This is a genomic window from Pseudoduganella sp. GW821-FHT05F09 (assembly GCF_059419605.1).
The window spans coordinates 62,982-85,261 of the sequence record NZ_JBWKSD010000010.1; the positions used below are offsets into that span (position 1 = coordinate 62,982).

The window sequence follows — 22,280 nt, forward strand, 5'->3', positions numbered from 1 at the left end:
GACAGCCGCGCCAGCGCCTGTCCCCGTTTGTCATCCGGAGTCCCCATGAAAAAGCAGCAAACCGCCACCCTCGCCAGCACCTACGCCCAGGCTCTGGCCGCGTCCCAGCACGGCGGCCGCATCGCCATCGCCCTGAGCGGCGGCCTCGATTCCTCGGCGCTGCTGCACCTGGCCCACGCGCACGCGTCGGAGCAGGGCATTGCGCTGTACGCCTTCCACGTCCACCACGGTATCAGCCCCAACGCGGACGCCTGGCTGGCGCACTGCGAACAGCAATGCGCCGCCCTGGGCGTGACCTTTGAAGCGCGCCGCATCACGCTGGAAAACGTGCGCAAGAGCGGCACCGAAGCCGCCGCCCGCAAGGCCCGCTACGCTGCCCTCGGCGCCATGTGCGCCGGGCACGGCGTGAAGCTGCTGCTCACCGCCCACCACCAGGACGACCAGGCCGAAACCGTGCTGCTGCAGTTGCTGCGCGGCTCCGGCACCGCCGGCCTGTCCGGCATGGACGCGGCCAACACCGCGCCCGAACTGCTGGCCAACCCGGAACTGGTCATGATGCGCCCCTTGCTGCCCGCCTCGCGCAAGCAGCTCGAAGCCTACGCGGCCGCATACGGCGTAGCCCACATCGAAGATGAATCGAACGACGATCCGCGCTACGCCCGCAACGCGCTGCGCCACACCGTCATGCCCGCGCTTGCGCAGTATTTCCCCGGCTTCCAGGAGCGCTTTGCGCGCAGCGCCCAGCACGCGCAGTCCGCCCAGCGCCTGCTGACCGAACTGGCCGAGCAGGACCTGGCCGCCGCGCTGGACGGCGACTGCCTGCAGGTGGCCAAGCTGCGCGAGATGAGCACCGACCGCGCCTACAACCTGCTGCGCCACTGGTTCGCCTTGCGCGGCCTGAGCATGCCGTCCACCGCCTGGCTGTCCGAAATGCTGGTGCAGCTGCTGGAAGCGCGCCACGACACGCAAATGCTGGTGGTGCACCCCGAAGTGGACGTGCGCCGCCACCGCGACCGCCTGCACCTGATTCCCAAGCTGCCCGAGATCGCCGGCACCCGCGAAGACCAGTTCGACGACTCCCCCGGCCAGGACTTCCGCTGGAACGGCGAGGCCTCGCTGGACTTCCCGGACTACGGCGGCGTGCTGCACATCGATCGTGCCGAAGCGGGCCTGGACGGCGCCTGGCTGCGCGGCCAGTACCTCACCATCGAGTTCCGCCGTGGCGGCGAACGTTTGAAACCGGCCGAGAACCGCCCCACGCGCGGCCTCAAATACCACTACCAGACGCTGGGCATCCCGGCCTGGGAGCGCGGCCGCCTGCCGGTGGTGAAAACGCCCGCACAATTGCTGTTCGCCGCCGGTATCGGCATGGACTGCCAGCAAATAGGGCAGGGGGCGGGCGAAAGGGTGGTATTTCGCTGGGAAGCCAAATAAAATCCGGTACTGCGGCGATTTAGTATGTCCATATGCCAATACTGTATGAGGTCATAACTTTTTTGGCTTGTCGTTTCGCACTGCAACATGTAGAGTAACAAGCCCTCCCTTTTTTCAATCTTCGAGCGGAAACATCACTGTTATGGCTTTAATCGTTCACAAATATGGCGGAACGTCGATGGGATCGACCGACCGCATCAAGAACGTCGCGCGCCGCGTCGCCAAATGGCACGACGCAGGACACCAGATCGTTGTAGTGCCGTCGGCCATGTCCGGCGAGACCAACCGTCTGATTGCGATGGCAAAGGAAATTCAAAACCCGCCCGACCCGCGTGAACTGGACATGATAGCCTCCACCGGCGAGCAGGTCTCCGTGGGCCTGCTGTCGATGGCGCTGCAAGCGATCGGCAAGGACGCGGTGTCCTACGCCGGCTGGCAAGTGGCGATTAAAACCGACTCGGCCTTCACCAAGGCCCGCATCCAGTCCATCGACGACGAGCGCGTGCGCAAAGACCTCGACGGCGGCAAGATCGTCATCATCACCGGCTTCCAGGGCGTGGACGACAACGACAACATCGCCACCCTGGGCCGCGGCGGCTCGGACACCTCCGCCGTGGCGATCGCCGCCGCGCTGAAGGCGGCCGAATGCCTGATCTACACCGACGTGGACGGCGTCTACACCACCGACCCGCGCGTGGTCTCGGAAGCGCGCCGCCTGAAGGCGATCACGTTCGAAGAAATGCTGGAACTGGCCTCGCTGGGCTCGAAAGTGCTGCAGACGCGCTCCGTGGAATTCGCGGGCAACTACCGCGTGCCGACGCGCGTGCTGTCGTCGCTGACCGATCCGCTGATGGATCTCGAGACCGAAGCCAACTCCGGCACCCTGATTTCGTTTGAGGAAGACACCAACATGGAACAAGCAGTCATCTCCGGCATCGCTTTCAACCGCGATGAAGCCAAAATCACCGTGCTGGGCGTGCCAGACCGTCCGGGCGTGGCCTACCACATCCTAGGCCCGGTGGCCGACGCCAACATCGAAGTGGACATGATCATCCAGAATCAGTCCGTGGACGGCAAAACCGACTTCACCTTCACCGTTTCGCGCGGCGAATACCAGAAAGCCATCGACGTGCTGGAAGGCCAAAAAGCCGAAATCGGCTACAGCACCCTGGTGGGCGACGCCAAGGTATCGAAGATCTCCGTGGTCGGCGTAGGCATGCGTTCGCACGTCGGCGTCGCCTCGCAGATGTTCCGCACCCTGTCCGAAGAGAACATCAACATCATGATGATCTCCACCTCCGAGATCAAGATTTCGGTCCTGATCGACGAAAAGTACATGGAACTGGCCGTGCGCGCGCTGCACAAAGCGTTCGAACTGGAAAAAGAGTAAAAAAGATGGCCCGTTTCCTTGACCAAACGAGGGGCGGGCCATTAATATAGCGCTCGTCTGATCCGAAGCGGCAACGCAGAGGAAAGGGCAATAGTTGAGTAATCAGCTAGGAGACGTGGCCGAGTGGCCGAAGGCACATCCCTGCTAAGGATGCATACGGCTTATACCTGTATCGTGGGTTCGAATCCCACCGTCTCCGCCAGAACAACGAAAAAAGCCTCCCCTGCGGGAGGCTTTTTTCGTTGTTCTGGACGGAACGGTGGGATTCGAAGGGGGCGCGCGACGCATGCGTCATCTAAAACAGCGCGCACCGCGCCACCGTCGAGTAATTCCAGTCACAAGCAAAACTAAAAACACGGTCCAACAAAGCCAGCCACCTCCTACAAAAGCACCCTACGGTGGCCGACGCGAAAAACTGCGCCGCCGCCTACCATGATGACTCCACAAACGTTCTAAACAGGAGACCATCATGGCAAGCTCGAACCAAGGCAGCAACCAAGGCAGCAGCAAACAAAGCAGCGACCAAGGCAGCAGCAAGCAAAGCAGCAACCAAGGCAGCAACCAAGGCAGCAACCAAGGCAGCAACCAAGGCAGCAGCAAGCAATCCGGCAGCCAGGGCAGCAGCCAGAGCGGCGACACCAGCAACCGTGGCTTCGCCTCCATGGACCCGGACCGCCAGCGTGAAATCGCGGCCGAAGGCGGCCGTGCGGCGCACGCCGCAGGCACTGCGCACGAGTTCACCTCGGAAGAAGCGCGCAAGGCCGGCAGCATGAGCCACAAGAACGACGGCAACCAGCAAAGCGGCAGCAGCGGCTCGCGCAGCGGCAGCGACGAGGACCAGTCCGGCGGCGGCCGCAGCGGCAGCCAGGCCAGCAACCAGGGCAGCAGCCAAAGCAGCACGGGCACGCGCGGCGGCTCGCCTGAGCAGCATGCCGAGGCCGGCCGCCAAAGCCACAAAAACGACCGTACCTAAGCCGGCGGACCAGCCCGCCTGCGCGCCGCTAGCCTGGCGCGCAGGCCAGCCTGGTGCGGGGGCCAAGGAGCAAGGCCGGCCTTGCATCCTTGCCCATACTGCGGAATTTCACGCGCAGCAGGGTCAGCTCCCGCACATCCCGCGTCCACAGGCCGGACGCGGGCATCACCCTTGAGTACATATGCGGGTCCGGATACTCGGCCCGCGCTTCGGGTATGTCCGCCTCGCTTGTAGCGGGCTCGGTGGCGGCAGCCATCGCCAGATCCACGTCGCGCAGCAGCACATGCTCTATCGGCTTGTCCTCGATGCCGACGAAGAAGGAGCCGCGCATGCCGTTGTCCTCGCCGCTGATGCGGTCGAACACAACGTGCCGCAGCACGCCCGGTCCCGGCTTGGCCTGTTCCGGCCGCACCCGTCCCCGGTCGCCCAGGCGCAGGAACAGCGGGCTTTCCGCGCGCACGATGCGCGCGTCATGCACCAGCACGCGCTCCAGCGTGCCGCCGTCCACGATTTCCCATGAGACGCCGCCGTCCGCCTTGCGCCGCTTGATGGCGCGCATGGCGCCCGACGGTCCGCCCAGCACCACGTTTCGCACCAGGATGTTGCGGAAGTCCCCCTGCGTATCGGTGCCGAATTTCAGCGCGTTGCAAGTGCTGTAGAACTCGCAGTTCTCGATCAGCACCTGCTCCATGGGGCGCTGGCCGGCGCCCTTGAAGCACATGGCGTCGTCCTCCGCGTTGATGAAGCTGTTGCGCACGATGACGCGCCGGCAGCTGTCGATATCCAGCCCGTCGTTGTTGTGGTTGGCCTGGTTCTCGACCCGGATGCCGTCGATCAGCAGGTCCTCGCAGTCGAGGTAGTTCTGCATCCAGCACGGCGAGTCCTTCAGCCGGATGCCGCTGATTACCACGTTCTTGCAATCGATCACGCGAATGATGAAGGGCCGCCCCGGCGTCGAGCCTATGGTCTGCTCGCCCGGGAAGTTGTCCTGCGTGCCGCGCCCGTCTATCGTGCCTTTGCCGCGTATGCCGATGCGCGCGCAGTTCTCGGCAAAGATCAGCGACTGGTTCATGCCCATATTGCTGTCCATGACCGTCAGGCGGCGAGCCTGGTGCACCGGGTAGTCCGCCAGGCTGGTGCTGGCCAGCAGGCGGCTGCCTTCTGCCACCTCCAGCATCACGCCCGTGCGCAGCACGATGGTGCCGCTGACATAGTCGCCCCCGGCCAGCCGCACCACGCCGCCGCCCGCCGCCGCGCAGGCGTCGATGGCGCGCTGGATGGCCGCCGTGGCTGGCGTGACCGGCGCGCCGGGTGCGCCTGGCGTGCCCGGAACCAGTCCGTGCGCTTCCGGCGTGAACACGCGGTCCGGCACGGCCCAGGGCAGCAGGGTGCGCGTGAGCTGCGCCGCCATGCTGTCCAGGTCGCGCCGCAGGCGGGCGGCCCACGCCGGCGCCGTGGAGCAGGGCGCCGCTGCAGTAACAGCAGCGGCGGCCGGCCCCATCCAGGAGCCCAGCAGGCCCCCGCCCAGTGCCAGCGCCAAGCTGCGGCGCCGTGGGTTGAAGGAAGCCGTCCTCATAGTTTGATGTTCAGGCTGGCGAACAGCGAGCGGCCCAGCACATCGTAGGTGGCCGAGATGGTGTTGTTCGACGGCAGTTGCGACGAACCCAGCACCGGAGGGTCTTTATCGAGCACGTTGCGCACGCCCGCCGTCAGGCTGACCATCTTGTTGAACTCGTAGCCCGCCGTCAGGTCCAGATAGGTGTAGGCCTTGATGGTGGGATTGGTCAGGCTTTCCAGCGCCGGCGGGGTGCCGCCCTGGCGCAGCGGCACCAGGTAGGAATCCACCGTCACGCCGCCGATGTAGCGCGCGCGGGCCGACAGCAGCAGCTTGCCCGAGTTCATGCTCAGACGCGCAGTCCCTTTCCAGCGCGGCACCGGCTGGCCGCAGGTGCCGCCCCAGGCGCCCACGCACTCGTTGGTGATCGCAGGCAGGTCCTGGATGGGCGTGAAGGTCAGCTCCTTCACGTAGGTCCAGTTGGTGTCCACGGTCCAGCGCGTGTTGTTGCCGGCCAGGCCCCAGTTGCTGCGGAAGTCATAGTGCCCGGCCAGGTCCACGCCCTGCGTCTTGATGCCGCCGATGTTGGCGGCGGTGGTCATCACATAGGTCGGCGCGGCGATCTGGCCGGTGATGCGGTCGCGGTTGATGGCGCGGCAGTACACGCTGTCCGCGTTCTGGATGGTGTTGTAGCACAGGTTCAGCACCGACTGCACGCCGCCGCCGCCCAGGGTGGAGATGGCGTTGTCCAGCGTGATGCGGTAGAAGTCCAGGCTCAGCTGCAGGCCCTTGACCGCGCTCGGCGTGAACACCGCGCCCACCGTGGTGGTGTGCGAGGTTTCCGCGTTCAGCTTGGGATTGCCGCCCACGATCTGGGTGACGAAGTTGGTCGGCTGTACAGACTGGTCGAACACCAGGTTGGCCGGCACGCCGGTGGCCACGCACAGCGCGCGCACGGCGGCGGTCTGCTGCCCGGCCGGCTGGCGGTTGGAGCAAGGGTCGGTGGCGGTGGGGCCGTTGGTGCCCTGACCGCCAAACAGTTCGCCCACGTTGGGCGCGCGTATCGATTTCTGCTTCTGGACGCGGAAGGTCAGGCTTTCGGACGGTGCCCATTCGCTGCCGATGGAGTTGGTCCAGACGGCGCCGACTGATTCCACGTCGTAGTCGGAACGGCGGAAGGCGCCGCTCAGGCTCAGGCGCTTGGCGAAGGGCTGGTCGTTCAGCAGCGGCACGCGCGCCTCGCCAAACACTTCCTTGACGGTGGACGAGCCTTCGGTCGGCAGCGCCGCGTTCCAGCCGGACACGTCGCCGGAGGCCAGGAACACGTCCGGCGAGTATTTGCTGAAGGAGTAGCGCCGCTCCACGCCGGCCGAAAAGTCCACCGGCCCGGTGGGCAGCTCCACCAGCTTGCCGGTAAGATTGGCCGCCACGCCGTTCTGCTCGGCCAGGATGCGCGAGTTGGAGGAGATGGAGATGGCCGTGCGGCCCGCGTCGGACATGTTCTGGCCGAAGGGATTGAGCACCGGCGCCGCGCCGTTCTGGGACAGGATGGCGTTCTGGAAGCGGCTCAGCGACACCGAGCCGGCCTGCGCCTGGGTCTCCGTGGTGCGGCTGTTGGTGTAGTACATATCGTAGCGCAGGTCGCTGAGGTAGCGCTCGGACACGTCGCCCAGCTGGCCTTTCAGGCCCACCGCAAAGCGGAACACCGAGTGGTCGGTTTCCGCCGCGCGGGTGCCGATGTCCGGCAGGCGGCGGTTCAGGTTGAGCACGGCCAGGCCGTCGCCCGCCACCGTGCTCAGGGTCTGGGTGCCGGCCGTGACGCGGGTGGTGCCGGTTTCCTTGAGGTCCAGCTGGCGCAGCACTTCCTGCATCTGCGGGCTCAGGTTGGGGTTGTTGGTGTTGACCAGGAAATTGCCGGCGGCGCTGGTCGGGGCGATCTTCACATTGGCCGTGTTATTACTGAAGTGCATCTCCAGATAGCCGGTGGCCTTGTCGTTGAACTTGTAGTGCGAGAAGGCGTTGCCCATCCAGCGCTTCTGCGGCGTGACCAGGTAGGACAGGGGGCCGAGGTCGTAGGCGTCGTCCGGCGCGACATAGGGGCGGACGATCTTGCCGGTGCTGTCGAAGATGGCGCCCAGCGTGCTCATGTTTTGCAGCCCGGCGGCGATCATGGCCGCGTTCAGCGCCGCGTTGGAGGACGAGGAGCCCACCGTGGGCAGGTTGCCGATGCGGCCGTTGGGCACGGTGGACGAGCCGCTGAAGATCAGGCCGGGCCGTCCGCCGGAGGACAAACAGGTCTGGCCGGAGGGCACGGCTTGCGGCGTGCCCGCCTTGGTGGCCGACCAGGTGGAGGCCGTGACGCAGCCGTCGCCCAGCGAGGGCATGGCCCAGTCGCCGCGGTCGCCGCGCGTCAGGCCTTCGCGGTCCATATGGTTCACGGACAGCACCACATTGCCTTTGCCGTCGGCGAAGTTGCCGCCTATGGTCAGGTCCAGGCTCTTGGTCGGCGTGCGGGTGGGCTGGTCCCAGCTGCGCTGCAGATTGATCTCCGTGCCTTCGAAATTGTCGCGCATGATGAAGTTCACCACGCCCGAGATGGCGTCCGATCCGTACACGGCGGACGAGCCGCCGGTCACGGTTTCAATCCGCTTGACCAGGCCGGCGGGGATGGCGTTGATGTCGGTGGTGAAGTCCGGCCCGGTGATGGCGAAGCGGCGGCCGTTCACCAGCACCAGGTTGCGGGTCGGCCCCAGGTTGCGCAGGTTCAGCGTGGAGGTGCCGGACGGCTGGCCCGCCTGCACCGTGTTGGCGGTGGGGCTGCTCAGCTGGTTGGCGGTGAATTGCGGCGTGTCCGACAGCAGCACTTCCAGATTCTGCGTGCCGGTCAGCTTGAGTTCCTGCGCGTCGACCACGGTGACGGGCGTCGGCGCCAGGAAGCCCCGGTTCACCAGCCGGGAGCCGGTGATGACGACCTTGTTTTCCTCAGGATTCGCGCCGGCGCTGCCGCTGTCCTGCGCCTGGGCCGCTCCGGCCACGCCCACTGCCATCAGGATGGCGGAAATCGATTTGCTTTGCTGCCGACGGCTGCGTTTTTTGGCGTTGTTCTTCATTGCGGTGTCCCCTCATTGTTGTTTTATTCAATGATAAAATGTTAGGCAAACATGAAAATGTTTGCGCAATCATTTTTTGACGCAAATTGCCCGGATCTGTGTTGATCCGAGGTGATGGTAGGCAGCTTTCTTAAATGGAGTCAATTGCCTGCCGGGTGTGCGGCGGCGCCAGGCCCTTATAGTCAACAAGTTGATTGTTTTGGCCGATTAACTGTTGCTTTACTTGGCTATGATCCATCGGCCGACTTGGACAAGGAGCCCCAATGCAGGGAGTATTTCGCGTAATGCAGTGTGCAGTGCTGGCGCTGGCCGCCGTGCAGCCCCTGGCCGCCCAGGCGGCGGCCACGGCCCCGGTGTACACCAACCCCATCCTGCATGCCGACTACTCGGACCCGGACGTGATACGCGTCGGCGGCACTTACTACATGGTGGCCTCCAGCTTCCATTTCTCGCCCGGCATACCGGTGCTGCAGTCGCAAGACCTGGTGCACTGGAAGATCGCCGGCCATGTGCTGGCCAAGCTGAACTTCCATCCTTCCTACAATATGGTGCCGCCCTACACGCTGACGGACAGCGTGTCCAAGCCGGTGGGAGAAGGCATGCGCTACGCGGGCGGAGTGTGGGCGCCGTCGATACGGCACCACCAGAACAGGTTCTACGTCTACTGGGCCACGCCGAACGAAGGCATCTTCATGAGCAGCGCGGAAGACCCGGCGGGCAAATGGACGGACCCGGTCACCGTCATCGCCGGCCCGGGCTACGAAGACCCGTGCCCGTTCTGGGACGACGACGGCAAGGCCTACCTGGTGCACTCGAAAGTGGGCGCCGGCCCCATCATCCTGCACCGCATGAGCGCGGACGGCCGCAGCGTTGACGACGGGGGCGCCACCATTATTGAAGACAAGGCCGCGCTGCCGGTGCTGGAAGGCCCCAAGGTCTACAAGCGCAACGGCTACTACTACATCTTCGCACCCATAGGCGGCGTGGAGACCGGCGGACAGGCGGTGATGCGCGCCAAGTCCATAGACGGGCCGTATGAACACCGCGAAGTGCTCAAGCCGGGCAACGGCCTGCGCGGCCCGCACCAGGGCGGCTATGTGGAAACGCCGTCGGGGCAGGGCTGGTTCATCCATTTCAACAGCACCGGCGCGTTCGGCCGCATCGCCCATCTGCAGCCGGCCATCTGGAAAGACGACTGGCCGGTGCTAGGCGCGCCGGCCGGCGACGGCAGCTACGGCCTGCCCGTGCCGGGCCACGCCTATCCGGATAGCGGCGTGCCGCCGCAAAGCGGCAAACTGCAGGACAGCGACGAGTTCTCAGGCCGCGAACTGGGCCTGCAATGGTCGTGGAACCACAATCCGGACAACGCCCGCTGGAGCCTGGCGCAGCGGCCCGGCTTTATGCGCATCGAAGCCAACCGGGCGCGCCACCTGGTGGGCGCGCGCAATACGCTGACCCAGATCCTGCAAGGGCCGAACGCGGAGATCAGCACGCGGCTGGAACTGGGCGGCATGGCGGAAGCGCAGCGCGCGGGCCTGACGCTGTTCGGCGTGAAAGTGCCTTGGATAGGCGTGGTGCGCGAAGGCGGCGTCAATTACCTGGCGTACTCCAACGCGGGCGAGGAGATGCGCGGGCCCAGGATAGATGGGAACGCCATCCTGCTGCGCGCCACGGTGGCGCAAGACCAGAGCGTGCAATTCGCCTACGCACTGGCGGAAAACGCGGCCTACACCAGCTTCGGCCCGGCGACCCAGTTGGCGCGGTTCTCGTGGTGGAAGGGCAGCCGCCCGGCGGTGTTCACCTACATCCGCGACGAGGCCGACGAAGCCAGGTCCAGCGGGCAGCCAGGCCGCCGCATCACGCAGAACTATATCGATATCGACTGGTTCAGGGTGAAAGTGGGCAACTGAGCGTGCCGGCCGTGTCGCGTATCGCCGCGATTGCTTCCGGGAGCGGCGCGGCGGCCTGAAATGCTTGCCTGTCCCCGTCGTCCGGAAATATGCGCCCGCCGCGCACCTCCAGGGTGGGCTGGTCGCTGAAGTAGCTGGCGCCGCTTGCCAGCTTTTTCAACGCCAGCAGATACAGCTGCCCGGTTTTGTATTCCGTATTCGTGGTGTTGATTACCCGGAATTTCTCCCCGCCGTCGCTCGCTTCGCCGCCCTCGCGGATAAGCTGAACCGTTTCCGGACTGCCGCCCTGGGCCGGGTAGACGGTATCGACCACCTCGAACCGGAATTTGGTGAAGACCGAGCTCGCGGTCATGAAGGACGCTGAAGCGCCGGCTTTGGCCAGCACAATCCGTTCGCTTGAGCACAGCAGCTTGCGCAGCACCGCCTTGCGCCGTGCAGCCGGATCGGCGGGGAGCGCTTCGCGCTTGCTGCTCAAGGATTTGTAAAACCCCTTTGCTCCGTCCGGAAAACGCTCCTGCAGTTCTTTCAGCGGCGGATGGGGAGCTTTGACGAAATGCGCTTCGGCCTCGGCGGCGTCGGCGGAAGTCACCGGCAATGGCTGCGCATTTGCCGTAAGCGCAGCGGCGATACAGCTCGCGAGCAGGGTGGTTTTTTTCATCTTCGGGACCGAAATGCCGGAGCAATCAAGCATATTCCGAATTTACCGGCGCGGTGGCTAGTGCACTTGGTAAATAATCACAGTTTTGACGAATGCTGCGCCGCCGGGCACATTAGGATGACGGGCGAACGTCCCGATAATAAAAGTAGGAGTAGACCTTGGTCCAGACGAACAAAGCCCGCCGCCGCGCCATCCATACGCAAGTCCCATACCTCGGCAGACTCGCCGCCGCCGTTGCCGTCGCTTGCGGCACGCTGGGCGGTCCCGCCATGGCGCAGGAGCTGGGCATACCGCAGGCGTCCGACGCCGCGCTGAAGGCGGCCGAGGCCAAGGCCAAGGCGGACCCCGCGCAGTCCCGGCAGGTCTACCTGATGTCCAGTTTTACGGCGTCGTCGCCGAACACCCTCAGCGTGTTCTCGTCGCCGGACGGCGCCAGCTTTGCCACGCTCGCCTCGGAGACCTACACGGCGCCGCAGCGCCTGCTGCGCGATCCGTCCATCGTCCGCCATACGGACGGCTACTACTACGTGGTCTACACCAGCGGCCAGGATGGCGCGGCCTTCGGCATTACGCGTTCTCGCGATCTGAAAAACTGGGAGCCCATGTCCGAGGCGCGCATTGCGCTGCCGGGCGTGGGCAGCGTGTCGGCGCCGGAGTGGCTGCGCGACAAGGACGGCAGCCTGAAGGTGGCCGTGTCGCTGTCCAGGGACGGCGCCAAGGGCGCGTTCAGCACCTATATCGTGGAGCCGAACGCGGACTTCAGCCAGTGGTCCGCCCCCAAGCCGCTGCAAGGCCTGCAAGGCTATGCGGACACCTTCGTGGTCGCCAGCGGCGAGGGCTACGCCGCCTTCGCGCGCAACCAGCAAAGCGGCTTTATCGAACTGGCCACCGCCAGCTCCCTGGCGGGGCCGTGGACGGTGCAGAAGAAGGGCGACTGGGCCGGCTGGGGCGCGGGCCGGGAAGCGCCGGCGCTGGTCAAGCTGCCGGGCGGCGGCTGGCGCATCTATTTCGGGGACAGCGCCAGCAAGCGTTCGTGGTATGCGGACAGCCAGGATAATTTCGCCAGCTGGACGCCGAAGAAGGAAGTCGGCGGCGTCTCCACCGTGGCGCGCCACTTCACCGTGCTGGCGGAGGACGCGCAAGCCTACGCACAGGCCACCAAGCCCAAAGGCCAGCCCAAGCAAATCAGCTGGGACGAGCATTCGCTGATGGTGGACGGCAAACGCGTGGTGGTGTGGTCGGGCGAGGTCCATCCCTTCCGCCTGCCCAACCCCTCGCTGTGGCGCGACGTGATCCAGAAGATGAAGGCGTCAGGCTTCAACGGCGTGGCGTTTTACTTCGACTGGGGCTACCACTCGCGGGAGCAGGGGGTGTACGACTTCTCCAGCGTGCGCAACGTTGAGCGCGCGCTGCAGATTGCCGAGGAGGAGGGCATGTACATCATCGCCCGCACCGGCCCCTACGTGAACGCCGAACTGACCGGCGGCGGCTACCCCGGCTGGATGTTCCGCAACCGCGCCGAGGCGCGCACCGACGACCCGGTCTACACCGCCGCCACCGACGAGTGGATGACGCAGATTAACGCCATCATCGCGCGCCACCAGGCCACCACTGGCGGCGGCAATGTGGTCGCCTACCAGCTGGAAAACGAACTGGGCAAGGTCGAGCCCAAGCATGTGCGGCACATGGAGCACCTGGCGCAGAAAGCGCGCGCCGACGGCATCACCGTGCCCTTCTTCCACAACGCGGCCGGCCGCCTGCCGGACTGGGCGCCGAAAGGCTCCACCGCGCCGTGGGCCAATTCCGGCCCGACCGAGCTGTACGCCTTCGACGGCTACCCGGGCGGCACCTGCAACGTCTTCGCCGACCCGTCCGGTCCCAACAAGGCGCCCGACTGGGGCATGCACGGCAAGCCCGGTCCCAAGTCTGGCGCGCTGACGTCGCCGAAGACGCCGGGCTTCGCCGCGGAACTGGGCGGCGGCTGGTTCGACTACTGGGGCTCGAACGGCACTTACAACTGCACCGCGCAGCGCCAGGGCAAGGGCTACCAGCGCGTGTTCTACGGCACCAACCTGATCAACCGCATCACCATCCACAACATCTACATGACCTTCGGCGGCACCTCGTGGGGCTGGCTGGCGGGGCCCGTGGTGTACACCTCCTACGACTACGGCGCGGCCATTTCCGAAGACCGTGGCCTGCGCGAGAAAGCCTACGCGCTCAAGCAGCAGGGCATGTTCGTGCAGGCGGCTGAGCAGGCGCTGGCCGAGATGGACAAGGGGCCGGAGCTGAAGACGAGCAACGGCAAGCTCAAGGTCTACCATAACGTCAATCCGAAATCGGGCACGCATGTGCTGTTCGCCGTGCACAGCCCATCGGACGCGGTGACGGACGACAGCGCCAGCTTCGAGCTGGCCACCAAGGACGGCAGCTACCAGATCCCGGTGCGCATCAACGGCCAGGACGGCAAGCTGCTGCTGGCTTCCTACGCCATGGAGCGCCAGCACCTGGTGTACTCGAACTCCGAAATCCAGACGCATTTCCGCAACGGCGAGCGCGACATCGTGCTGCTGCACGGCCGCGACAAGGAAGCCGGGGAAACCGTGCTGCGCTACGCATCCGAACCCAAGGTGGAGGTGCTGTCCGGCCAGGTCCGTTCCGTGTTCGACGCCGCCAGGGGTGACCTCAAGCTCTCGTACACGCATGACGGCCTGGCGCGCGTGCGCGTCAGCGGCGGCGGGCGCGCTCCGATGCTGCTGTTGCTGGCCGACGAGAAAACCAGCTTCAATATGTGGCGCCAGGACACGCCGCATGGCGCGATGCTGGAACTGACCCCGGCGCTGGTGCGCTCTGCGAAACTGGACGGCGGCAAGCTGGCGCTGGAGGGCGACGCCAGCAAGGACAGCGTGCTCGAAATCTGGGGTGCTGGCGCGTCGGCCGTTACCTTCAACGGCGCGGCGCTGAGCGTGAGCGCGCAGCCGGACGGCAGCATCAAGACCAGCGCCGTGCGCGGTCCCGATGCGGTCTCCCTGCCTAACCTGGCCGCGCAGAAGTGGACGCGCCGCATGGACAGCCCGGAAGCGCAGCCCGGCTTCGACGACAGCCAGTGGGTGAAGGCCGACAGCCGCGCCTCCGCCGCGCAGACCTGGACCATGCCGGAACGCGGCCAGCCCACGCTGAGCATGAGCGACTACGGCTTCCACCATGGCGACGTGTGGTATCGCGGCCGCGTGAAAGTGGGCGCGGCCAAGGCTAACCAGCTGGAGCTGTTCTACGGCGGCGGCGGGGCAGGCCTGATACAGGTCTGGGTCGACGGCAAATTCCTCGGCCAGGACGAAATGGACACGGGCCGCTCCTTCCCCGAAACCACAGACAGCGTGAAATTCTCCTTCGCCGACCTGAAGCCGGGCGAGCACGTCATTTCCGTCATGGTGCGCAACAACTCGCACAACTGGAACCTGATGGCGGACGACTACCACCGCGAAGCGCGCGGCCTGATCTCGGCCTCGCTGACCTCGCGCGGCGGCAACCGCTTCGCCGTACCCATCGCCTGGCGCATCCAGGGCAACCAGGGCGGGGAAGCGATAGCCGACACGGTGCGCGGCCCGCTCAACAACGGCGGCCTGTATGGCGAGCGCCAGGGCTGGCATCTGCCGGGCAAGCAGGACGGCTGGCAAGCCGCGCAGCCCACGGACGCGCCGCCGGCGGCCGGCACCTACTGGCTGCGCACCAGCTTCGCGCTGGACCTGCCGAAAGGCCACGACGTGCAGCTGGGCCTGGCCTTTGGCGACGCCGGCAAGCCGCGTTCGGAGCGCAGCAACCGCGCGCTGATCTTCGTCAACGGCTGGAATATGGGGCAGTTCGCCGCCAACGTCGGCCCGCAGCGCACCTTCATCATCCCGCCGGGCATATTGAACCCCAACGGTCAGAACACCGTTGCGCTGGCCGTGACCACGGACGGCAAGGCAGAGAACGCGCTGGAAGCGGTCAAACTGGTCAACCTGCGCACCGCGCGCGGCGGCGTACCGCTCGAAATAATGCCCGGTGCGCGGCCTTGACCAAATCGCGGCGGGCCAGTACTATAACGCTCGTCTGAACCGAAGCAGCAACGTGGAGGGAAAGGCAATAGTTGAGTAATCAGCTAGGAGACGTGGCCGAGTGGCCGAAGGCACATCCCTGCTAAGGATGCATACGGCTTATACCTGTATCGTGGGTTCGAATCCCACCGTCTCCGCCAGAACAACGAAAAAAGCCTCCCCTGCGGGAGGCTTTTTTCGTTGCTCTGGACGGAACGGTGGGATTCGAAGGGTTGCCCGCCTGGCGGCGGGCAACCCTCTCCGAATCGCCCATCTGCTGCCGCTGCGCGGCAGCCCCGCGCGCCGAGGGCGCGCGATGCAAGCGTCACACCCGCTCAATAAGCATGGCAATCCCCTGACCCACCCCAATACACATGGTACACAGCGCATACCGCCCGCCGGTTCGCTGCAGCTGGTAAGCCGCTGTAGTAACCAGCCGCGCCCCGCTCATGCCCAGCGGGTGGCCCAGCGCAATCGCGCCGCCGTTCGGATTCACGCGCGTATCATCATCGCGCAGTCCCAACTCCCGCAGCACCGCCAGCCCCTGCGCCGCAAAGGCCTCATTCAGCTCGATCAAATCCATCTGCTCCAGCGTCAGGCCGGTCTGCCTCAGCAGCTTGCGCACCGCAGGCACAGGGCCGATGCCCATCACGCGCGGCGCCACGCCGGCGGTGGCCATGCCCACCACGCGTGCCAGCGGTTTCAGGCCGTGTTCCCGCGCCGCCTGCGCGCTCGCCAGCAGCAGCGCGCAGGCGCCGTCATTGATGCCCGACGCATTGCCCGCCGTGACACTGCCATCCACCCGCACCACGCCCTTCAGCTTGGCCAGCGCTTCCAGCGTGGTGGCGCGCGGGTGCTCGTCCTGGCTGAACACGACCGGATCACCTTTCTTGACCGGCAGCGTCACCGGCACAATCTCGCGCTCGAATATGCCCCCGGCGATGGCCGCCGCCGTCTTGTTCTGGCTCGCCAGCGCAAACGCATCCTGGTCCGCGCGGCTGATGCCGTAGTCCTGCGCCACGTTCTCCGCCGTCTCCGGCATGGTCTCCACGCCGTAAGCTTCCTTCAGCGCCTTGTTGATAAAGCGCCAGCCCATGGTCGTGTCCTGCAGCGAGGCATTGCGGCTGAAGGCCGAATCCGCCTTGCCCATCACGAAAGGCGCGCGCGTCATCGACTCCACGCCGCCGGCGATCATCAGGCTGGCGGCGCCCGCCTGGATGGCGCGCGCCGCCGTGCCCACCGCGTCCATGCCCGAGCCGCACAGGCGGTTGACAGTGGTGCCGGGCACCGCAGCCGGCAGGCCGGCCAGCAGCGACGACATACGCGCCACGTTGCGGTTGTCCTCGCCGGCCTGGTTGGCGCAGCCGTAGATCACGTCGTCCACCTGGTCCCACGGCAGGTCCGGGTGGCGGCGCATCAGTTCGCGCAGCGGAATGGCGCCCAGGTCGTCGGCGCGCACGTCCTTCAGCGCGCCGCCGTAGCGGCCTATCGGGGTGCGCACCGCGTCGCAGATGTATGCATCGTTCATGCTTGTCTCCTTCATTCGCCTTGCAGCAGCGGCGCGGCCGTTGCTGCCTGCAGTTCTTCAAAGCTCAGGCCCGGCGCCATTTCCAGCACGCGCAGGCCCTGCGGGGTCACGTCCAGCACCGCCAGGTCGGTGTAGATGCGGTTCACGCAGCCCACGCCCGTCAGCGGATAGTTGCACTGCGCCACGATCTTGCTCTCGCCGGTCTTGGTCTGGTGGTCCATCATCACGAACACCTGCTTGGCGCCTATTGCCAAGTCCATCGCGCCGCCGACGGCGGGGATCGCATCCGGCGCGCCGGTGTGCCAGTTGGCCAGGTCGCCGTTGGCCGCCACCTGGAAGGCGCCCAGCACGCAGATGTCGAGGTGGCCGCCGCGCATCATGGCGAAGGAGTCGCCGTGGTGGAAGTAGGCGCCGCCGGTCAGCAGGGTGACCGGCTGCTTGCCGGCGTTGATCAGGTCCTCGTCTTCCTCGCCGGCTGCGGGCGCCGGGCCCATGCCCAGCAGGCCGTTCTCGCTGTGCAGGAACACCTCGCGCTCGGCGGGCAGGTAGTTGGCCACCTTGGTCGGCAGGCCGATGCCCAGGTTGACGTAGGCGCCTTCGGGAATGTCCTGCGCCACGCGGGCGGCGATCTGGTCGCGGCTGTAACGGTTCATCATGCTGCCTCCTTTACCACGCGCTGGACGAAAATGCCGGGCGTGATGATGACTTCGGGATCGAGTTCGCCCAGCGCCACCACGTCGCGCACCTGGGCGATGGTGGTCTTGGCCGCCATGGCCATGATGGGGCCGAAATTGCGGGCCGCCTTGCGGTACACCAGGTTGCCCCAGCGGTCGCCGCGCAGCGCCTTGATGAGCGCGAAGTCGGCGTGGATGGGCGACTCCAGCACGTACATGCGGCCGTTGATTTCGCGGGTTTCCTTGCCCTCGGCCAGCAGGGTGCCGTAGCCGGTGGGCGAGAAGAAGCCGCCGATGCCGGCGCCGGCGGCGCGGATACGCTCGGCCAGGTTGCCTTGCGGGGTCAGTTCCAGCTCCACCTTGCCTGCGCGGTACAGGGCGTCGAAATGGTGCGAGTCGGCCTGGCGCGGGAAGGAGCAGATGATCTTGCGCACGCGGCCTGCGGCCAGCAGCGCGGCCAGGCCGGTGTCGCCGTTGCCGGCGTTGTTGTTGACGATGGTGAGTTCGCGCGCGCCTTGTTCAATCAGCGCGTCGATCAGCGCCGAGGGCATGCCGGCGTTGCCGAAGCCGCCTATCATCACCGTGGCGCCGTCGCCGATGTCGGCCACCGCGGCCTGCAGCGAGGGAGAGATTTTGTTGATCACGATATGCTTTCCAGCGGCGGAGCGCCGCGCTTGTTGGGTCCAGGCCGGTGTGCGATAATCGAACAACTGGCCGAATTTGCTACCAGTTCAGTGTATCCAGCCCGGATCTGCGGGGCAATCGGCTGGAAACGAAGCTGTGCGGTAATCGAACGATTTTTCAAGGAGTGCATCGGCATGCCCAAGACCCCCGCCAGCCTGGAAGCGCCGGAGCGCATGAGCGAGGCCGAGGAAATCGATGCGCTGACCAGTCCCGATTTCATGACTTCGCTGGCGCGCGGCCTGTCCGTGCTGCGCGCTTTCAGCGACCAGCGCCGCAGCCTGACCATCGCCCAGATCAGCCACCGCACCGGCATTTCGCGCGCGGCCGTGCGGCGCTGCCTGCACACCCTGTGCGCGCTGGGCTACGCGGAGGCGGACGGCAACCAGTTCACGCTGCAGTCCAAGGTGCTGACCCTGGGCTACTCTTATCTGTCCTCCACGCCGCTGACGGTATCGACCGCGCCTTATTTGAACCGCATCAGCCGCACGCTGAATGAATCGTGCTCGCTGGCGGTGCTGCAGGAGGATGAGATTCTGTACGTGGCGCGTTCGGCCACCTCGCGCATCATGTCGGTGTCGCTCAACACCGGCAGCCGCCTGCCGGCGTATTGCACCTCGCTGGGCCGTGTCATGCTGGCGCAGCTGGAGCCCGAGGAGCTGGACGCCTACCTGGCGCGCGTGAAGCTGAAGGCCTATACGGACAAGACCGTGGTGTCGGCCGCGCGGCTGCGCACCATACTCGATGAAGTGCGCGGCGCGGGCTACGCGCTGAACGACCAGGAACTGGAAGAGGGCCTGCGCTCGCTGGCGGTGCCGGTGCGCGGCGCGTCCGGCAACGTGCTGGCGGCGCTGAACGTGGGCGTGCAGGCCAGCCGCGTCAGCGCGGCGAGGATGATAGAGACTTTCCTGCCGGTGCTGCGGGAGGGCGCTGGCGAGCTGTCCGTGCTGCTGCCATAGCAATCCGGCGCCCCCATTCCTGAACTTCGGCTATCATACCGCCCGGTCCGCAATATTACCGCCAGCTTGTCTTGCGTGTAGAAGCATTGTAGGAAAACAAACGCAAGCAAGGGATGGTAATGAATGCAGTAGCAGCACGCCCGGCGAGTGCGGGCACGGCCCCCGCACAATTCGGCCTGATCAACCTGTTGAAAGCCGGCGCGGCGCAGCTGATTGTGCTGCACCACCTGGCTTTCTACGGCCCCATGTCCGGCCATGCGCGCGCGCTGGCGCCCGAGCTGATGGCCTGGCTCACCGACCACGCGCGCATCGCCGTGCAGGTGTTCCTGGTTGCAGGCGGCTTCCTGGCCGCCAAATCGCTGTCCCCCGCCGGCCGTCCCGGCGTGGCCGCGCCGCTGCACACCATCTGGCGCCGCTACGTCAAGCTGGCGCCGCCCTTCCTGGCCGCCACGCTGCTGGCAGCCGGCGCCAACGCGCTGGCCGGCGCCTGGATGACGCACGACTCCATTTCCGCAGCGCCCACCTTCGGCCAGCTCAGCGCACACGCCTTGCTGCTGCACGGCGTGCTCGGTTACGAATCCCTGTCGGCCGGCGCCTGGTACGTGGCCATCGACTTCCAGCTTTACGCCGCCATGGTGCTCATGCTGTGGCTGGCCGGACGCCTGGCCGGCGGCGGCCAGCGCCCCTGGCTGATGCCCGCCGTGATGCTGGCCGCCGTCAGCAGCTCGCTGCTGCACTTCAACCTGGACAGCAGCTGGGACAGCTGGGCGCCATACTTCTTCGGCAGCTACGGCCTCGGCGTGCTGGCCTGGTGGGCCAGCGACGCCAGGCGCAAACCCGGCGCGGTGGCCTTGCTGCTGGCGGTGCTGGTGCTGCCGACGCTGGCCGCCCTGGTGCTGGACTTTCGCATCCGCATCGCCGTGGCGCTGGCCGTGGCCTGCGTGCTGTTCGCCTTCGGCCGCACCAAACTGGCCGCCAACGCCGGCCGCGCATGGCAGGCGGTCAACGCGCTGGCGCGGACGTCGTACTCGGTATTCCTGATACACTTTCCGGTCTGCCTGCTCGTGAACGCGGCCTTCACCCGCTACGCCCCGGCCGAACCGTACTGGCAGGCGGCGGGCATGCTGATCGCCTGGAGCGCCAGCCTGGCGGCGGGCGCCGTGTTCCACCGCTGGGTGGAAGTGCCGCTGGGCCGTGCCGTTGCGCTGGCGGTGCAGCATCTCGGTGCGCGCCCCGTACCGGCCTGACTGAAAGAGGAAAACATCCGTGCCCTGGGACTACCCGCAAGCCTACACCTTACCGCTGCAGCCGCAGGAGCAGGACATCGACGGCCTGCAGCACACCAACAACGCGGTCTACGTGCGCTGGTGCGAGGCGATAGGCTGGTCCCATTCGGAAGCCCTGGGGCTGGCGCTGGCCGACTACCACCGCCTCGACCGCGCCATGGCCATCCGCAGCGCCACCTATGACTACCTGCAGGCCACGCGCCTGGGCGAGCCGCTCACGCTGGGCACCTGGCTCACCGCCAGCGACGGCAAGATGACCATGGAGCGCCGCTTCCAGCTGATACGCGATAGCGACCAGGCCACGGTGCTGCGCGGCCGCTGGGAACTGGTCTGCGTGGACATCAGCGCCGGCCGCGCGCGCCGCTTCCCGCCGGAATTCAGCGCCATCTATCTGCAGGCCATGGTGGGCGCGGCGGACGCGCCTTAGCGGCTGGTTTACTGTCCTCCCAGCGCCGGATTGTCCCGGCCCAGCCTGGCCTTGAGCAGCGCCGCCCATTCATGCTTGGCGGCCAGGAGCCAGGCCGGTAGCTTGCCCAGCCGCTGCTCCAGCAGCGCCTCGTAGAGCGATTCGGGCGCCACGTGCCTGCCCATGCTTTCGGCCAGCCCCATGTTCGCGCTGTTCACGGCGGAATATGGCCCCACATAGCCGACCAGAACCGGATTGACCGCCGTGTACGGGCCGTACTGCTGCGCGTCCGAGCCAGGCAGCTTCCACATGTCCAAAGTGGGGCTCTCGTTTGCTTCGAGCTTCCCGGTCTGGTGGAAATTCCAGATGACCAGGCCCGCCAGATGGTTGGGCAGGTCGGCATAGTTCCCGCCCGATCCCCACATGCCGCGGCTCTCGATCGCGTCAAACAGCGTGTGGCGCGGGAAGTTGGCGTGGGAATCGATGCCGCGCGAGGCCGGCGCCACATCCCGCCAGAACACCGTACCCGTGGATTGATGCGAGGCGCCGACCCCGTGCCACTGGCCGTCCTTCGTGATGTCCAGGTTCAGCCCGATCAGGCTGTAGGTGGAAAAGGTGGCGGCAAAGCTGAGGTGGCCGCTATTGCCGGCGACGGTGTTCAGCATCACGGTGTTGGCCGCCCCGGCGTGGATCACTGCGGGCTGCGTCACATTCTCGAACTGGTTGCGGCGCACCCAGGAATGGACGGTTTGATCCAGCTCGACGCCGCAGAAACCGGAGTCGTGATAGGCGTTCTTGTGATGGACGAAGCGATCATTGAAGCTGCCCTCGAGCCGGATGCCTTCGAAGCCGACATTGCGCAGCACGGCGGCCTTGCTCGCGGTCCACGGCAGACTGGGATCGATGGCCGTCGTCAGCGGCGTCTTGAGATGCAGCACCGCGCCGTCGACGCTGGCCACCTCGTGCATTTCCATGACCTTGATGCCCTGGCTGTTAATCCTGCTCCAGATCGGGCGCGTGGGCTTGCCTTCGAGATAGCTGGCGTTCGCGGCGGTGCTCTGCATCTCGATACGGACGAAATCGCCCTGCTGGAAGCCGGCGGGGGCGGACAGCACGATGCGGGTGTCGCCCATGCGCGCCGGCGCCGCCAGCGGCCATGCCGGGCCAGCTTGAACTTTGCCGGGAGTGAAGGTCACCAGGGCAGGCGCGGCCCACAACTGGCTTGGGTTGGCCGGAGCCAGGGCGTTGACCATCTTGAAGTGGGTCTGTCCCTGCATGGCGCCGCGCAGCACCACGCCGCTGGCGGATACGATCAGGCGCTTGGGCGCCGGCCCGCTGTTGAGCAGATAGGTCCCGGCCTCGAATTGCACGATGCCGCCATGGGCCGCGCTGGCCGCGTCGATGGCGCGCTGGATCGCGTCGGTATCGTCCAGCGCATCGCCCGGGATTGCGCCGTAGTCGGCCGCCTTGAAGATCGCCGTGTTCACCGGCGCAATCTCCTGCCCGCCGTAATGGGCGCCGGCCCACGAGAAGTCGATGAAGGGGCGCTGCGCCCAGGCGCTGGTCTTTTCCGCCCATGCGGAGGAGGCGCAAAGCATGAGGAGACTGAGGAGGGTGGTTTTCATGGCCGGCCGCAAAGT

The 22,280-nt window shown here is 66.3% G+C and carries 15 protein-coding genes and 2 tRNA genes; 10 read left to right on the forward strand and 7 right to left on the reverse strand.

Annotated elements, in window-relative coordinates:
• Window positions 1-45 precede the first annotated feature (45 nt).
• The 4 genes from tilS (at window position 46) to AC07S4_RS26655 (ending at window position 3,797) form a co-directional block, all read left to right on the forward strand.
• A complete protein-coding gene (tilS, locus tag AC07S4_RS26640; protein WP_494989480.1) occupies window positions 46-1,434 on the forward strand; it encodes a tRNA lysidine(34) synthetase TilS in 1,389 nt (462 codons plus the stop codon).
• Between the two features lie 142 nt (window positions 1,435-1,576).
• Window positions 1,577-2,824 carry an aspartate kinase gene (locus AC07S4_RS26645; protein ID WP_494989481.1) on the forward strand — a complete coding sequence of 416 codons (1,248 nt, stop codon included), beginning with the start codon at window positions 1,577-1,579 and terminating at the stop codon, window positions 2,822-2,824.
• 109 nt (window positions 2,825-2,933) lie between these two features.
• Window positions 2,934-3,026: transfer RNA gene (locus tag AC07S4_RS26650), tRNA-Ser, on the forward strand.
• A 267-nt stretch (window positions 3,027-3,293) separates the two neighbouring features.
• Entirely contained in the window at window positions 3,294-3,797 is a 504-nt protein-coding gene (locus AC07S4_RS26655; protein WP_494989482.1) for a KGG domain-containing protein, read from the forward strand.
• Window positions 3,798-3,825: 28 nt separating this feature from the next.
• Here the strand turns inward: AC07S4_RS26655 and AC07S4_RS26660 are convergent, their stop codons facing one another.
• Together AC07S4_RS26660 and AC07S4_RS26665 are read right to left on the reverse strand one after the other, a co-directional pair.
• A complete protein-coding gene (locus AC07S4_RS26660; protein ID WP_494989483.1) occupies window positions 3,826-5,373 on the reverse strand; it encodes a glycoside hydrolase family 28 protein in 1,548 nt (515 codons plus the stop codon).
• Window positions 5,370-8,462: a TonB-dependent receptor domain-containing protein gene (locus AC07S4_RS26665; protein ID WP_494989484.1), complete on the reverse strand. Its 3,093-nt coding sequence runs from the start codon at window positions 8,460-8,462 to the stop codon at window positions 5,370-5,372. Before AC07S4_RS26665 ends, AC07S4_RS26660 begins: the two co-directional genes overlap by 4 nt.
• A gap of 284 nt (window positions 8,463-8,746) precedes the next feature.
• Here AC07S4_RS26665 and AC07S4_RS26670 point away from each other — a divergent pair, with 284 nt between their 5' ends.
• The gene (locus AC07S4_RS26670) at window positions 8,747-10,372 is read left to right on the forward strand and encodes a glycoside hydrolase family 43 protein (RefSeq protein ID WP_494989485.1); all 1,626 of its coding nucleotides are present in this window, start codon (window positions 8,747-8,749) and stop codon (window positions 10,370-10,372) included.
• Here the strand turns inward: AC07S4_RS26670 and AC07S4_RS26675 are convergent.
• Window positions 10,350-11,030 carry a hypothetical protein gene (locus AC07S4_RS26675; protein ID WP_494989486.1) on the reverse strand — a complete coding sequence of 227 codons (681 nt, stop codon included), beginning with the start codon at window positions 11,028-11,030 and terminating at the stop codon, window positions 10,350-10,352. The two genes, AC07S4_RS26670 and AC07S4_RS26675, sit on opposite strands and share 23 nt — an antisense overlap.
• 158 nt (window positions 11,031-11,188) lie before the next feature.
• Here AC07S4_RS26675 and AC07S4_RS26680 point away from each other — a divergent pair, with 158 nt between their 5' ends.
• Together AC07S4_RS26680 and AC07S4_RS26685 are read left to right on the forward strand one after the other, a co-directional pair.
• Entirely contained in the window at window positions 11,189-15,088 is a 3,900-nt protein-coding gene (locus AC07S4_RS26680; RefSeq protein ID WP_494989487.1) for a beta-galactosidase, read from the forward strand.
• An 86-nt stretch (window positions 15,089-15,174) separates the two neighbouring features.
• Window positions 15,175-15,267, forward strand: a tRNA-Ser gene (locus tag AC07S4_RS26685).
• 164 nt (window positions 15,268-15,431) lie between these two features.
• Here the strand turns inward: AC07S4_RS26685 and pcaF are convergent.
• Genes pcaF through AC07S4_RS26700 form a run of 3 tightly spaced genes read right to left on the reverse strand, consistent with a single transcriptional unit; the run spans window position 15,432 to window position 17,952 of the window.
• Window positions 15,432-16,634: a 3-oxoadipyl-CoA thiolase gene (gene pcaF, locus AC07S4_RS26690; RefSeq protein ID WP_494989488.1), complete on the reverse strand. Its 1,203-nt coding sequence runs from the start codon at window positions 16,632-16,634 to the stop codon at window positions 15,432-15,434.
• A gap of 11 nt (window positions 16,635-16,645) precedes the next feature.
• On the reverse strand, window positions 16,646-17,287 hold the full coding sequence (locus AC07S4_RS26695; protein ID WP_494989611.1) for a CoA transferase subunit B: 642 nt from the start codon (window positions 17,285-17,287) through the stop codon (window positions 16,646-16,648).
• Window positions 17,287-17,952, reverse strand: a complete 666-nt coding sequence (locus tag AC07S4_RS26700) for a 3-oxoacid CoA-transferase subunit A (RefSeq protein WP_107870255.1) — start codon at window positions 17,950-17,952, stop codon at window positions 17,287-17,289. The genes AC07S4_RS26695 and AC07S4_RS26700 overlap by 1 nt, the downstream gene beginning before the upstream one ends.
• A 174-nt stretch (window positions 17,953-18,126) precedes the next feature.
• Here AC07S4_RS26700 and AC07S4_RS26705 point away from each other — a divergent pair, with 174 nt between their 5' ends.
• From AC07S4_RS26705 to AC07S4_RS26715, 3 genes are all read left to right on the forward strand, one after another.
• Complete coding sequence (locus AC07S4_RS26705) at window positions 18,127-18,948, forward strand: IclR family transcriptional regulator domain-containing protein (RefSeq protein WP_494989489.1); 822 nt, start codon at window positions 18,127-18,129, stop codon at window positions 18,946-18,948.
• 119 nt (window positions 18,949-19,067) lie between these two features.
• Complete coding sequence (locus tag AC07S4_RS26710) at window positions 19,068-20,195, forward strand: acyltransferase family protein (protein WP_494989490.1); 1,128 nt, start codon at window positions 19,068-19,070, stop codon at window positions 20,193-20,195.
• 19 nt (window positions 20,196-20,214) lie between these two features.
• Complete coding sequence (locus tag AC07S4_RS26715; RefSeq protein ID WP_494989491.1) at window positions 20,215-20,661, forward strand: acyl-CoA thioesterase; 447 nt, start codon at window positions 20,215-20,217, stop codon at window positions 20,659-20,661.
• An 8-nt stretch (window positions 20,662-20,669) separates the two neighbouring features.
• On the opposite strand, the gene AC07S4_RS26720 is transcribed toward AC07S4_RS26715, so the two are convergent.
• Window positions 20,670-22,265 carry a DUF4955 domain-containing protein gene (locus AC07S4_RS26720; protein WP_494989492.1) on the reverse strand — a complete coding sequence of 532 codons (1,596 nt, stop codon included), beginning with the start codon at window positions 22,263-22,265 and terminating at the stop codon, window positions 20,670-20,672.
• Window positions 22,266-22,280 lie beyond the last annotated feature (15 nt).

What these genes read in the sequence shown, in the direction of transcription:
- AC07S4_RS26695 (WP_494989611.1), bottom strand. Translation starts at nt 17,287, where the DNA reads ATGAACCGTTACAGCCGCGACCAGATCGCCGCCCGCGTGGCGCAGGAC.
- AC07S4_RS26720 (WP_494989492.1), bottom strand. Translation starts at nt 22,265, where the DNA reads ATGAAAACCACCCTCCTCAGTCTCCTCATGCTTTGCGCCTCCTCCGCA.
- AC07S4_RS26675 (WP_494989486.1), bottom strand. Translation starts at nt 11,030, where the DNA reads ATGAAAAAAACCACCCTGCTCGCGAGCTGTATCGCCGCTGCGCTTACG.
- tilS (WP_494989480.1), top strand. Translation starts at nt 46, where the DNA reads ATGAAAAAGCAGCAAACCGCCACCCTCGCCAGCACCTACGCCCAGGCT.
- AC07S4_RS26665 (WP_494989484.1), bottom strand. Translation starts at nt 8,462, where the DNA reads ATGAAGAACAACGCCAAAAAACGCAGCCGTCGGCAGCAAAGCAAATCG.
- AC07S4_RS26660 (WP_494989483.1), bottom strand. Translation starts at nt 5,373, where the DNA reads ATGAGGACGGCTTCCTTCAACCCACGGCGCCGCAGCTTGGCGCTGGCA.
- AC07S4_RS26645 (WP_494989481.1), top strand. Translation starts at nt 1,577, where the DNA reads ATGGCTTTAATCGTTCACAAATATGGCGGAACGTCGATGGGATCGACC.
- AC07S4_RS26710 (WP_494989490.1), top strand. Translation starts at nt 19,068, where the DNA reads ATGAATGCAGTAGCAGCACGCCCGGCGAGTGCGGGCACGGCCCCCGCA.
- AC07S4_RS26670 (WP_494989485.1), top strand. Translation starts at nt 8,747, where the DNA reads ATGCAGTGTGCAGTGCTGGCGCTGGCCGCCGTGCAGCCCCTGGCCGCC.
- pcaF (WP_494989488.1), bottom strand. Translation starts at nt 16,634, where the DNA reads ATGAACGATGCATACATCTGCGACGCGGTGCGCACCCCGATAGGCCGC.
- AC07S4_RS26655 (WP_494989482.1), top strand. Translation starts at nt 3,294, where the DNA reads ATGGCAAGCTCGAACCAAGGCAGCAACCAAGGCAGCAGCAAACAAAGC.
- AC07S4_RS26705 (WP_494989489.1), top strand. Translation starts at nt 18,127, where the DNA reads ATGCCCAAGACCCCCGCCAGCCTGGAAGCGCCGGAGCGCATGAGCGAG.